The sequence below is a fragment of the Achromobacter sp. MYb9 genome, assembly GCF_002975275.1.
Taxonomy (GTDB): domain Bacteria; phylum Pseudomonadota; class Gammaproteobacteria; order Burkholderiales; family Burkholderiaceae_B; genus Achromobacter.
This window is the reverse complement of record NZ_PCOQ01000001.1, coordinates 126,028-137,754: the sequence shown is the minus strand read 5'-3', so window position 1 is coordinate 137,754 and position 11,727 is coordinate 126,028. Positions and strand designations below refer to the sequence as shown.

At 64.7% G+C, this 11,727-nt stretch carries 12 protein-coding genes; 9 read left to right on the top strand and 3 right to left on the bottom strand.

Translation table 11 applies throughout. The features are described 5' to 3' along the window. The first annotated feature begins 7 nt into the window (after window positions 1-7). The 6 genes from CQ050_RS00690 to CQ050_RS00665 all read left to right on the top strand — a co-directional run bounded on the left by CQ050_RS00690 (window position 8) and on the right by CQ050_RS00665 (window position 6,307). The gene (locus tag CQ050_RS00690; protein ID WP_105554948.1) at window positions 8-1,072 is read left to right on the top strand and encodes a sulfate/molybdate ABC transporter ATP-binding protein; all 1,065 of its coding nucleotides are present in this window, start codon (window positions 8-10) and stop codon (window positions 1,070-1,072) included. Beyond that, on the top strand, window positions 1,069-1,839 hold the full coding sequence (locus CQ050_RS00685) for a phosphoadenylyl-sulfate reductase (protein ID WP_233213768.1): 771 nt from the start codon (window positions 1,069-1,071) through the stop codon (window positions 1,837-1,839). Before CQ050_RS00690 ends, CQ050_RS00685 begins: the two co-directional genes overlap by 4 nt. A 40-nt stretch (window positions 1,840-1,879) precedes the next feature. Continuing rightward, complete coding sequence (cysD, locus tag CQ050_RS00680; protein ID WP_105554947.1) at window positions 1,880-2,788, top strand: sulfate adenylyltransferase subunit CysD; 909 nt, start codon at window positions 1,880-1,882, stop codon at window positions 2,786-2,788. Window positions 2,789-2,829: 41 nt separating this feature from the next. Then, on the top strand, window positions 2,830-4,128 hold the full coding sequence (locus tag CQ050_RS00675) for a sulfate adenylyltransferase subunit 1 (protein ID WP_105554946.1): 1,299 nt from the start codon (window positions 2,830-2,832) through the stop codon (window positions 4,126-4,128). A gap of 213 nt (window positions 4,129-4,341) precedes the next feature. After that, on the top strand, window positions 4,342-5,790 hold the full coding sequence (locus tag CQ050_RS00670) for a PA0069 family radical SAM protein (protein WP_105554945.1): 1,449 nt from the start codon (window positions 4,342-4,344) through the stop codon (window positions 5,788-5,790). 58 nt (window positions 5,791-5,848) lie between these two features. Beyond that, window positions 5,849-6,307, top strand: coding sequence for a hypothetical protein (locus CQ050_RS00665; protein ID WP_105554944.1), 459 nt, complete (start codon window positions 5,849-5,851; stop codon window positions 6,305-6,307). Between the two features lie 12 nt (window positions 6,308-6,319). Here the strand turns inward: CQ050_RS00665 and CQ050_RS00660 are convergent, their stop codons facing one another. Next, on the bottom strand, window positions 6,320-7,192 hold the full coding sequence (locus CQ050_RS00660; RefSeq protein WP_105554943.1) for a DMT family transporter: 873 nt from the start codon (window positions 7,190-7,192) through the stop codon (window positions 6,320-6,322). 358 nt (window positions 7,193-7,550) lie between these two features. Here CQ050_RS00660 and rplS point away from each other — a divergent pair, with 358 nt between their 5' ends. Together rplS and CQ050_RS00650 are read left to right on the top strand one after the other, a co-directional pair. Next, entirely contained in the window at window positions 7,551-7,931 is a 381-nt protein-coding gene (gene rplS, locus CQ050_RS00655) for a 50S ribosomal protein L19 (protein ID WP_054423686.1), read from the top strand. A 123-nt stretch (window positions 7,932-8,054) separates the two neighbouring features. Further along, window positions 8,055-8,786: a CoA pyrophosphatase gene (locus CQ050_RS00650; RefSeq protein ID WP_105554942.1), complete on the top strand. Its 732-nt coding sequence runs from the start codon at window positions 8,055-8,057 to the stop codon at window positions 8,784-8,786. A gap of 104 nt (window positions 8,787-8,890) precedes the next feature. Here CQ050_RS00650 and rsgA read toward each other — a convergent pair whose 3' ends face one another. Then, entirely contained in the window at window positions 8,891-9,856 is a 966-nt protein-coding gene (gene rsgA, locus CQ050_RS00645; RefSeq protein WP_233213767.1) for a ribosome small subunit-dependent GTPase A, read from the bottom strand. After that, the gene (locus tag CQ050_RS00640; protein WP_105554941.1) at window positions 9,853-11,103 is read right to left on the bottom strand and encodes a M48 family metallopeptidase; all 1,251 of its coding nucleotides are present in this window, start codon (window positions 11,101-11,103) and stop codon (window positions 9,853-9,855) included. The genes rsgA and CQ050_RS00640 overlap by 4 nt, the downstream gene beginning before the upstream one ends. A gap of 61 nt (window positions 11,104-11,164) precedes the next feature. Between CQ050_RS00640 and orn the strand changes: the two genes are divergently transcribed. Further along, complete coding sequence (orn, locus tag CQ050_RS00635) at window positions 11,165-11,710, top strand: oligoribonuclease (protein WP_006225115.1); 546 nt, start codon at window positions 11,165-11,167, stop codon at window positions 11,708-11,710. The last annotated feature ends 17 nt before the right edge of the window (window positions 11,711-11,727 follow it).

Below are 11,727 nucleotides of genomic sequence, written 5' to 3'. Positions count from 1 at the left end.
GACAAGCATGAGTATCGAAGTTCGCAATCTATCCAAGCAGTTCGGCCAGTTCCGCGCGCTGAACGACGTGTCGCTGCACATCGAAACGGGCGAGCTGGTGGCGCTGCTGGGGCCGTCTGGCTGCGGCAAGACCACGCTGCTGCGCATCATCGCCGGACTGGAGGCGCCGGATTCCGGCAACGTGCTGTTCGCCGGGGAAGACGCCACCTCGGTCGACGTGCGCCAGCGTCAGGTCGGGTTCGTGTTCCAGCACTATGCGCTGTTCAAGCACATGACGGTGTTCGAGAACGTGGCCTTCGGCCTGCGCGTCAAGCACCGGTCGCAGCGTCCCGCCGAGGACCAGATCCAGCGCAAAGTGCACGAGCTTTTGACGCTGGTTCAACTGGACTGGTTGGCGGATCGTTACCCCGCGCAATTGTCGGGCGGCCAACGGCAGCGCATTGCGCTGGCGCGCGCGCTGGCCGTCGAGCCGCGTGTGCTGCTGCTGGACGAGCCCTTCGGCGCGTTGGATGCGAAGGTGCGCAAGGAACTGCGGCGTTGGCTGCGCCGGCTGCACGACGAATTGAACGTGGCCAGCGTGTTCGTCACGCACGATCAGGAAGAGGCGCTTGAAGTGGCCGACCGCGTCGTGCTGATGAACGCCGGCCGTATCGAGCAGGTGGGCACGCCGCGCGAAGTCTGGGAACAGCCCGCCACGCCCTTCGTCTACGGTTTCCTGGGCGATGTAAACCAGTTGCAGGGCGTGGCGGCGCGCGAAGTCTGGGAAGGCGCCGGCCTGTCGTTGCCCGCGCCCGGCCTGGCGCAAGCCGAATCCCGGCGCGCTACCGCCTATGTGCGGCCGCACGAGTTCGATATTGAGCGCTACCGCGCGGGCGGCGAGGGCATCGCGGTGCGCCTGTCGCACGCGTATCTGGCCGGGCCCAGCGCCTATCTGGAATTGGCCCGCGAAGATTCCGACACCATCATCGAAGCGGAGGTGCCCGAATACCTGTACCGGGAGCTGGACCTGCGCGACGGCGAGGTTCTGTTGGCGCGTCCCCGCCGCGCGCGTATTTTCGCGGTGCAGGCATGACGACGCTTTCCCCCCTGTCTCCTGATCTTTCCACCAGCCTCCCGGCCAGCCTGGACGCAGGGCTGGCCCGTCGCTGGCGCGAGCTGGTCGACCGGTTGGCCGAGGTCCAGCGCCGCTACCCTGACGCGGCGCTGGCGTCCTCGCTGGCGGCCGAGGACATGGTGCTGACGCACGCTATCTACGATTCGGGCCTGGACCTGGAAGTCTTCTCGCTGGATACCGGCCGGCTGCATGCCGAAACCCTGGGGGTGCTGGACGCCGTGGACGCGCGCTACGGGCGCCGCGTCACGGTGTACCGGCCCGATGCCACCGCCGTCGACGCGCACGTGGCGGCGCATGGCGCCTATGCCTTCTACGAAAGCGTCGACCTGCGCAAGGCCTGTTGCCAGATCCGCAAAGTCGAACCGCTCAAGCGCGCGCTGGCCGGACGCGGCGCGTGGATCACCGGCCAGCGCCGCCAGCAGTCCACGACGCGCGGCGAACTGCCGCTGGAAGAACACGACGCTACTTTCGGCCTCTACAAGTTCAATCCGCTGGCCGAGTGGAGCGAAGAAGACGTCTGGGCCGTGATCCGCGCCCTGGGCATTCCGTACAACCCCTTGCACGACCAGGGCTACCCGTCGATCGGGTGCGACCCCTGTACGCGCGCGATCCGCCCGGGCGAAGACCTGCGGGCAGGGCGCTGGTGGTGGGAGTCGTCGGACTCCAAGGAATGCGGCCTGCATGCGGGCAACCGGGTCATCAGTGTCGTGGCGCGCGGCGACTGACGCCGACCATGAATTCGAAATCTGTTTTAGGGGAATACCTATGTCTGCTGTGATCCAACGCAGCCACCTGGATTGGCTGGAATCGGAAGCAATATTCATCTTGCGCGAGGTCGCCGCCGAAAGCGAAAACCCGGTCTTGCTGTTCTCGGGCGGCAAGGACTCGGTGGTGCTGCTGCGCCTGGCCGAAAAGGCCTTCCGGCCAGGACGCTTCCCGTTTCCGCTCATGCATATCGATACGGGGCACAACTTCGATGAGGTGATTGCCTTCCGCGACCAGCGAGCCGCCGAACTGGGCGAGACGCTGATCGTGCGCAGCGTGGAAGACTCGATCAAGCGCGGCAGCGTGGTGCTGCGGCGCGAAACCGATTCCCGCAACGCGGCCCAGGCCGTGACCTTGCTGGAGGCGATCGAGGAGTTCGGGTTCGACGCCTGCATCGGCGGCGCCCGGCGCGACGAGGAAAAGGCGCGCGCCAAGGAACGCATCTTTTCGTTCCGCGATGAGTTCGGCCAATGGGACCCCAAGGCGCAGCGTCCGGAACTCTGGAACCTGTTCAACACCCGCGTGCACCGGGGCGAGAACATGCGCGTCTTCCCGATCTCGAACTGGACCGAACTGGACGTCTGGCAATACATCCAGCGCGAACAGCTGGCGTTGCCGTCCATCTATTTCAGCCATGAACGCGAAGTGGTCCGCCGCAAGGGCCTGTTGGTGCCGGTCACGCGCCTGACGCCGCCGCAGGACGGCGAGCAGGTTGAACGCCTGCCCGTGCGTTTTCGCACGGTGGGAGATATCTCTTGCACCTGCCCGGTGGCGTCCGACGCCACGGACACCATCGCCATCATCGCCGAGACTGCGGTGACCGACATCACCGAGCGCGGCGCCACGCGCATGGACGACCAGACTTCCGAGGCCTCGATGGAGCGCCGCAAGAAGGAAGGCTATTTCTGAATGCAGGATACGCCGGCTGCGGCCGGCGGCAGGGGACGCACATGAACGCACTGAACGACTCTTTTCTTTCCGGCGCCGGCAACGGCGTGCTGCGCCTGATCACGGCGGGTTCCGTCGATGACGGCAAATCCACGCTGATCGGCCGCCTGCTGTATGACAGCAAGGGCGTATTCGCCGACCAGCTGGACGCGATCTCGCGCGCCAAGCACAAGCGCGTGGCCGGCGACGGGATCGACTTCTCACTGCTGACCGACGGGCTGGAAGCCGAGCGGGAGCAGGGCATCACCATCGACGTGGCCTACCGCTACTTCTCCACGCCGGCGCGCAAATTCATCATCGCCGACGCGCCGGGGCACGAACAGTACACGCGCAACATGGTCACGGGCGCATCGACGGCGGATGTCGCCGTCATCCTGATCGACGCCACGCGCGCCGCGGACGGCAAGCTGCTGGCGCAGACCAAGCGCCACAGCACCATCGCCCGCCTGCTGGGCATTCGCCACATCGTGGTGGCGGTGAACAAGATGGACCTCGTGGACTGGGACCGCGCCGTGTTCGAGCGCATCCGCGACGCCTATGCCGACCTGGCGGGCAAGCTGGGCATTGCGCATTTCGACGCGCTGCCGCTGTCGGCCCTGAATGGCGACAACGTTGTCACGCTATCGCCCAAAACGCCGTGGTACGAAGGGCAGCCGCTGCTGGCGCTGTTGGAGTCGCTGGACCTGGCCAGCGACGGCCGCGCGCTGCCGCTGCGCTTCCCCGTGCAATGGGTGGCGCGCCACGATGGGGACCGCAAGGAAGACTTCCGCGGCTATGCGGGCCGCGTGGCCAGCGGCGTGCTGCGCGCGGGTGATGCGGTCACCGTGCAACCCTCGGGCGTCACGGCGGTGGTGCGTGAAGTGCGCGTCTTCGACCGCCTGCAGGATGAAGCGGTGGCGGGGGATTCGGTCACGCTGGTGCTGGACCGCGATGTGGACGTGTCGCGCGGCGACGTGATCGTGCACTCGTCCGCGCCTGCGCAGGTAACGCGCGAGTTCGAAGCCGAGCTGTGCTGGCTGGATGCGCAGGCGTTGAATCCCGCGCGTAAATATCTGCTGAAGTCTGGCACGCGCCTGACGTCGGCGAAGATCCGCGCCGTGCTCTCGCATCGCGACATCCACGAGTTGCAGGAAGTCGAAAACACCGAAGGCACCTTGCGCATGAACGATATCGGACGCGTGACGTTCACCACGCGCGAAGCGCTGGCGGTTGATCGTTATGCCGATGTGCCGGCGACCGGCGCCTTCATCCTGATCGACGAAGCCACGCATCAGACCGCGGCGGCGGGCATGCTGCGCTGAGCCCGAGGGTGGGCTGGAAAACAACGGCTCTTGAGGCTCTATTTTGCTGTTGTTTTTCTTCCAAATCCAATGCTGGCGCGGCTCTCCGGCCCATATCGCCTGGTGAAATCGATTTGTTCAGACGGGGCTCTCGTCTTGCGGTAAAGTGGGGTTGTCTTACGAAAAGGCTTTTGGTGCTTGTCAAAACCACTGTGTTTTTGTACAGTAGTTTTTATGGCACGCACCGATCATTCTTTTCCCGCCGGTTCTGGGTCCCCGGCTGCCGCCCCCGCCGCCTTGCGCGGTCGGGGTGCGGTTACTAATGTTCGGCATCGCTTTCAACGCGATGACCGCGTGCAGGTCGATGACGGCTGGTCCACTTCCGGCCTGCCGGCCGACTACGTAGATTCCGTCCCCGAATTCCCCGCCGAGTTTTCCTCCGAATTCCCCTCCGAATTTCCTGCTGATACGCCCTCCCGCGAGCGGGTCATTCCGATCCTGCCCGATTCGCGCGTGGCGCCTGCCGCACCCAAGACCACCGTCACGGCCGAAGAAGCGCGCAAGATGCTGTCGCGCAACGATTCGCCCGACATTCCTTTCGACGTGGCCGTCAACCCGTACCGGGGCTGCGAACATGGCTGCGTCTACTGCTACGCCCGGCCCACGCATTCCTACCTGGGGCTGTCCCCCGGGCTCGACTTCGAAACCCGGCTGGTCGCCAAGGCGAATGCCGTGCAGGCGCTGCGAGCCGAACTCAGCCGCCCCGGTTACAAGCCGTCTCCCATCAACATCGGCTCCGCCACGGACGCCTACCAGCCCATCGAACGCGACTGGCGGCTCACCCGGGGCATGCTCGAGCTCATGCTGGAAACCCGGCATCCGGTCACGATCGTCACGAAAAACGCGCTGGTCGCCCGCGACGTGGACCTGTTGGCGGCGCTGGCCGAGCAAAAGCTCGTGGTGGTCTACATGAGCATCACCACGCTGGATGCCGGCATGGCCCGCACGCTGGAACCCCGGGCTGCCGCCCCCTGGCGCCGGCTGGAAACGGTACGCACGCTGACTGAAGCGGGCGTGCCGGTGGGCGTGTTGGTGGCGCCGGTCATTCCGTTCATCAACGACGACTCCATGGAACATATCCTCCAGGAATCCAAGGCAGCCGGCGCGCATTACGCCAGCTACACCGTCTTGCGCCTGCCCTGGGAGGTCAAGACCCTGTTCGAGGACTGGCTTAACGCCCATTTCCCCGATCGCGCCCAGCGCGTGTTGCACCGCATTGAAGACCTGCGCAATGGCCGCCGCAACGATCCAAATTTCGGGTCGCGCATGCGCGGCACCGGCATCTGGGCAGATCTGCTGCGCCAACGTTTCGCCGTGGCGACCCGCAAGCTGGGCCTGAACCGTCATCGTCTTGCCCTGGATTGCGAACGCTTCCAGCCGCCGCTGGGCTCGAACGCGACGCCGTCGCTGTTCGCCGCGGCCGAGGCTGGCGCGTCCGTCGCGTCCTCTTCCGCCGCGTCTTCTTCCGCCGCGTCTTCTTCCGATTTCCTATCCCCGGTTGGCGCGCAAGCGTCTTCAGGGGTCCCTTTTTCTGATGGATTGCCCGCGGTCAGCGGCGCAGTGGGCCGCGGTGCGCGCCAACTGCGCGCAATGGCGGCAGGCCAGTTGTCATTGTTCGACTGATTGCCGGTCGACGCCGCGGTGCCCGCCGCGGCCTGGAATCTTTCTCCAAGGAGTTCCTATGAACACCGCTGATATTTCCGTTTTGTCGGACGAGCTTGCCGTTACGCTCAACCCGTTGCGCCGCAGCGCGCATCGCGCCCGGGCGGTATGCGCCAAGCTGGTGGGCTTGGCGATGCCCTGGACTCCATCGGTCGACGCCCAGCCGCGTCATCGTGCGCGTCCTGGCTCCATGCCCGCCCGTTGGCCGTTCCCGCCCGCGCCGGCGGAAGAGGGCGCCGCCAGCCACGGGGTGGTCCCCGCCCCGGCGCCGGTGGCAACGGGCCGCCCCGCGGCGCCGGTTGTCGTCAGCACGCCCACGGCCGTCGTCGTGCGCGAACGCAGCCTGGGCAACGCCACGGTTGAACCCGTTACGTCTCAGGTCACCATGAAGGCCATGGTGATTGACGTGGTGATGGTGTTGGCTTGGGGCGCAATCATCCCCGGACTGATGTGGCTGGGCGCGGCCGCCGGTTTCTAAGCGGCAGGAGGTTCAGCTGGAACCCAGCAGGATGACGCCCGCCAGAATGGACAGGCAGCCGGCCAGACGCCCGGGCCCGACCTTCTCGCGCAGCAGGAACATGCCCGCCAAGGTGCCCAGCATCATGGACATTTCGCGCGCTGGGGCCACCAGGCTCAGCGGCGCGCCGTTGCGCAAGGCGTAGAGCACCAGGATGTATCCCAGCGGAGACAGTAGGCCCACGGCCAGCGCCAGATGCCAATGCCCCCGCATCGATTCCCAGGCCTGAGTGCGGCGGCCCAGCATGTGAGGCGTCATCATGGCGGTGCGCGTCACGCACGTGAACCAGTCGAATAGCACCGGGCTGATCAGCAAGACCTTGACGCCGTAGGCGTCCACCACGGTGTAGGCGGCGATGAACAGGCCGATCACCACGCCCCAACGCACCCCCACCCAGGCTTGCGCCTGCTTGAAGATGGTCAGCCGGCCCTGGGTCGCGATCAGCAATACGCCGATCACCACGCACAGCATGCCGATGATGCCGGTGCTGGTGGCGGGTTCCCCCAGCAGCAGGAAGGCGCCAGTGGTCGAAAGCAGGGGGCCGGTGCCCCGGGCGATGGGGTACACCACGGACAGGTCGGCCACTTGATAGCCGCGTTGCAGGCACAGGCTGTAGCCCAGATGCAACAGGCTGGAAGTGAGGATGGCGGCCACGACTGGCCACGTCCACGTCATGCCGTCATGCATCAGCACCCAGATCACCCAAGGCGCATACAGCACCGAGGCGCACAAGCCGTACGCAAAGACGAATGGGGCGCCCACCATGGCCGCGCGCTTGGCCAGCAGGTTCCACGTCGCGTGGGCCATTGCCGCCAGGACAACCAATAACAGGGACGTATACGACATGGGGGGAACAGCGTCAGATGACGTGTTTGTTACAGAAGTGGCAAGCGTACATCAAAGCCACCAGAAGGTCGCCATTCTACCGGACGCCCAACCGAATTTTTGGTGTAGAATCATTGGTTTGCCAAATCTCATCCTCTGCTTGCGGTACGAGCATTGCGGGAAATCATGAGAGGGCCCCGTGTAGAACTTTGAGTAGGCCTCTACTTTAAGTAGACCTACTTCAAGCGAACCCTGGGCACACGCATCGATTGCCAGCCATGCACACGGAAAGCCTGCCATCTGATGGCTACGCGTTACGTGAACAACATCGAACGGCAAAAGTTTTAGTCCGCAAAGACATGATGACTTAGGAGTTCTAATGAACCTTATCGCTATCCTGGAACAGGAAGAAATTGCCCGTCTGACCGGCGGCCAAGCCAAGCCTGAATTTGCTCCTGGTGACACCGTCATCGTGAGCGTGAACGTCGTTGAAGGCACCCGCAAGCGCGTGCAGGCTTTCGAAGGCGTTGTTATCGCCAAGCGCAACCGCGGCCTGAACTCCGCGTTCACCGTGCGCAAGATTTCGTCGGGTGAAGCCGTGGAACGTACGTTCCAGCTGTACTCGCCGCAAATCGCTGGCATCGAAGTCAAGCGCCGCGGTGACGTGCGCCGCGCCAAGCTGTACTACCTGCGCAACCGCTCGGGCAAGTCGGCGCGTATCAAGGAAAAGCTGGTCAGCAAGCAAGCCCCGGCGGCTTGATCGCTTATCGGCACACGGCCCTACCAGTGTCGGACGTCCGCGCCATTCAGCGTTTCCGTCCGGCACAGGTTTCCGGGTTAAAAAGGCACCTGCGAGGGTGCCTTTTTCTTATTGCAAAGCCGTATGTCTGATTCCTCGTATTCCGCGCGGCCTAGACGGCCGCTCGCGCGTCCCGGCTTCGATCCCGCGACGCAACCGTGGGTGGTGGCCAACGAGTCCTTGCCGGCCGTGCCTGCCAGCCTGCTGACCCCGGACTCCTTGCGGGGCACGCTCAGCCAGCCGTCCACCTGGACGCTGGAGCTTTCCCGCGACAACGACCTGCGCTATCCAGGTCGCGAAGGCACGCCCGTGCCCGCCGCGGTGCTGATTCCGCTGGTCACCCGCGACAACGGCGTGCACATCATGCTGACCCAGCGTGCCGCGCACTTGCACGACCATGCCGGCCAAATCAGCTTTCCGGGTGGACGCATCGAGACCAGCGATTCGACGCCGGTGGCCGCGGCCCTGCGCGAGGCGCAGGAGGAAACGGGCCTGCCCTCGAACCATGTGGAAGTGCTGGGTAGCATGCCGCCGTACCTGACGGCGACGGGCTTTTCCATCATTCCCGTGGTGTCGCTGGTGCGCCCGGGTTTCGACCTGGCGCCCGACGCATTTGAAGTGGCCGAAGTGTTCGAAGTGCCGCTGTCTTTCTTGATGGATCCCGCCAACCACCGCCTGTATGAGGCGCGGTTGGACGACGGACGGGTACGCAACTATTACGGCATGCCCTACGGCGACCATTTCATCTGGGGCGCCACTGCCGGCATGCTGCGCAATCTCTATCACCTGCTGCGCAACGGCTTCCAGCCGCGCTGACGGCGCCCACCCGCCGCGCGTCCCAATAAGAACGGCCCCTTATGGGGCCGTCTTCATGCCGGGTGGCACGGTTGCCGGTCGGGCGCGACGTGCGCCGCTGACCTTCAATAGCGCTGCTGTCCGGCCAGGTTTTCTTCCAGGATGCGTTCGTACAGCGCATAGCGCAGCGGATTGATCTCGCCTGCCTGCAGCGCCGCAAGGACGCCGCAGCCCGGTTCCTGCCGATGCGTGCAGTTGTAGAAACGGCATGCTTCGATGGGCTTCGTGAATTCCGGAAAGCCGCGGATGATGTCGTCGCGGGTCAGGTGCTGCAGCCCGAAGGCCTGGAATCCCGGCGAGTCGATCAGGTCGCCGCCCGGCTCGGGCAGGTGATAGAGCCGCGTGCTGGTCGTGGTGTGCTTGCCCATGTCCAGCGCGGTCGAGTGCTCGCGCGTGGCGGCGCCGGCAGTGGGAATCAACGCGTTGAGCAGCGTGGATTTCCCCATGCCGCTCTGGCCCAGCAACAGGTTGGTGCGGCCGGCCAGGTGTGGCGCCAGCAGGGTATGGACTTTTTCAGGTTCCAGCGCACTGAGTTCGATGACCGGCACACCCAGCGCCGCGATCGGCGCCAGGCGGGCGCGCGCGGCGGGCAATTCGTCGGTCAGATCCGTTTTGTTCAGGATGATGAGCGGCGAGATGCCTGCGCTCCAGGCCCCGGCAAGCGCACGGCCTGTCAGGTCGTCCGAGAACGTCGGCCGCACGGCGATCACGATCAGAAGCTGGTCTACGTTGGAGGCGAACTGCTTGGAGCGCATGTCGTCCGAGCGGTACAGCAGGTTGCTGCGGGGCAGGATGGTGTCGATGGCGCCTTCATCGTTGCCCTGGGGCGTGATCTGGACGCGGTCGCCCACGGCGGCGCCGGCCTTCTTGCCGCGGGGGAAGCACTTGCGTACCGAGCCGTCGGCCAGCTCCACGGTGTAATGCCGCCCATGCGCCGCGATGATGCGGCCTTCTAGCCCGACTTGCGCGGCCGGGGTGCCCGCAGGCGCCGTATTGGGAGGTTTCCTGCTGCTGTTGTTGCGGGCGTTCATGCGGCGCTCGCCATCAGGTGGCGGATGCGCTCGGCGGCGGGGGGATGGCTGTCGTAGAAGGCGGAGTGCACGGGATCGGGGGTGAGCGTAGAGGCGTTGTCGTCGTAGAGTTTGACCAGCGCGGACACCAGGCGTTCCGGCGAACTCTGCTCGGCCGCATAGCGGTCGGCTTCGAATTCGTCGCGGCGCGAATACCAGCTGGCCAGCGGGGTGAACATGAAAGTGAAAACGGGAATGACCAGGAAGAACAGCAGCAATGCCATGGCATCGTTGCGCCCGCCCAATTGCGGCATCACGCCCAGGTCCACATAGAACCAGGGTTGTTGGGCGACCCAGCCCAGGATGGCGAAAAAGGCAAATGCCATGCCGAAACTGAAGAGGATGCGCTTGATGATGTGACGCTTGGCGAAATGGCCTAGCTCGTGGGCCAGCACGGCTTCGATTTCGTCGCCGTTCAAGCGGGCCAGCAAGGTGTCGAAGAACACGATGCGGCGCGACCGGCCGAATCCCGTGAAATAGGCGTTGCCGTGGGCGGAGCGGCGCGAACCGTCCATCACGAACAGGCCATTGAGGGAGAAGCCGCAGCGTTGCGCCAGGCTCTGGATGCGTCCCGCCAGTTCCGGGTCGGACAGCGGGGTGAACTTGTTGAACAGCGGGGCGATGAACATCGGGTAGATGATCAGCAGCGCCAGGTTGAACACGGTCCAAAGCGCCCACGCCCAGATCCACCAGTAGGCGCCCGCGCTGCCCATCAGCCAGAGCACCGCCGCGGCCAGCGGCAAGCCCAGCACGGCGGCCACCAGCAGGCCCTTGGCCGCATCGGCGATGAAGAGCTCGGGCGTCATGCGGTTGAATCCGAAGCGCGCCTCCAGTTTGAACTGCCGCCACAATGTGAACGGCAACCCCAGCACGCCGAGCAGCAGCGCCACGGCAACCAGCAGCAACATCTGGCGCAGGAAGTCGTTGCTGGTAAGCTGGCCTACCATCAGGTCAATGAACTGCAGTCCGCCCATCAGCGTCAGGCACACCAGCAGGATTGCGTCGTAGGTGCGCTCCAGCATGCCCAGCTTGACCCGCGCGACCGTGTAATCCGCCGCACGCTGGTGGCTGGACAGCCCGATGCGATGGGAAAACTCCACGGGCACCTGGTCGCGATTGCGTGCCACGTGGCGAATCTGGCGTGTCGCCAGCCACAGGCGCACGGCAATATCGGTCAGCAGGAAAGCAACGAACAGCAATGTGAACATGGGCGAAGCGGTCGACTCAAGTAGGGATGTGCGAAAATCGCGCGTTTTATAGGCAAATTATATGGCTGTGAACGAAAATCGCCTGGTTTGGCTCGACATGGAAATGACGGGTCTGGAACCTGAGAAAGAACGCATCATCGAGGTGGCCGTCGTGGTGACGGAGCCTGATCTGACGGTCGTGGCCGAAGGCCCGGTGCTGGTGATCCACCAGCCCGACAGCCTGCTTGACGCCATGGACAACTGGAACAAGTCCACCCACGGCAAGAGCGGCCTGATCGACAAGGTCAAGGCATCCACGGTGTCCGAGGCGCAGGCAGAGGATACGCTCTTGGCGTTTCTTGCGCAGCATGTGCCGGCCGGCAAATCGCCGCTGTGCGGCAATACCATCAGCCAGGACCGCCGCTTCATGTTTGCTTACATGCCGCGCCTGGAGCAGTTCTTCCATTACCGCAACCTTGACGTCAGCACGCTGAAGGAATTGGCGCGCCGCTGGGCGCCTGCGGTGTACAAGGGCTTCGAAAAGAAGAGCCGCCACGAAGCACTGGCGGACATCTACGAATCCATCGACGAACTCAAGTACTACCGCGAGCACTTCCTGAAGGTGTGAGCGGCAGGCCGGGCCGC

Excerpts from the sequence above, each read along its gene's own strand:
- CQ050_RS00690 (WP_105554948.1), top strand. The coding sequence starts at position 8 with ATGAGTATCGAAGTTCGCAATCTATCCAAGCAGTTCGGCCAGTTCCGC.
- CQ050_RS00685 (WP_233213768.1), top strand. The coding sequence starts at position 1,069 with ATGACGACGCTTTCCCCCCTGTCTCCTGATCTTTCCACCAGCCTCCCG.
- cysD (WP_105554947.1), top strand. The coding sequence starts at position 1,880 with ATGTCTGCTGTGATCCAACGCAGCCACCTGGATTGGCTGGAATCGGAA.
- CQ050_RS00675 (WP_105554946.1), top strand. The coding sequence starts at position 2,830 with ATGAACGCACTGAACGACTCTTTTCTTTCCGGCGCCGGCAACGGCGTG.
- CQ050_RS00670 (WP_105554945.1), top strand. The coding sequence starts at position 4,342 with ATGGCACGCACCGATCATTCTTTTCCCGCCGGTTCTGGGTCCCCGGCT.
- CQ050_RS00665 (WP_105554944.1), top strand. The coding sequence starts at position 5,849 with ATGAACACCGCTGATATTTCCGTTTTGTCGGACGAGCTTGCCGTTACG.
- CQ050_RS00660 (WP_105554943.1), bottom strand. The coding sequence starts at position 7,192 with ATGTCGTATACGTCCCTGTTATTGGTTGTCCTGGCGGCAATGGCCCAC.
- rplS (WP_054423686.1), top strand. The coding sequence starts at position 7,551 with ATGAACCTTATCGCTATCCTGGAACAGGAAGAAATTGCCCGTCTGACC.
- CQ050_RS00650 (WP_105554942.1), top strand. The coding sequence starts at position 8,055 with ATGTCTGATTCCTCGTATTCCGCGCGGCCTAGACGGCCGCTCGCGCGT.
- rsgA (WP_233213767.1), bottom strand. The coding sequence starts at position 9,856 with ATGAACGCCCGCAACAACAGCAGCAGGAAACCTCCCAATACGGCGCCT.
- CQ050_RS00640 (WP_105554941.1), bottom strand. The coding sequence starts at position 11,103 with ATGTTCACATTGCTGTTCGTTGCTTTCCTGCTGACCGATATTGCCGTG.
- orn (WP_006225115.1), top strand. The coding sequence starts at position 11,165 with ATGGCTGTGAACGAAAATCGCCTGGTTTGGCTCGACATGGAAATGACG.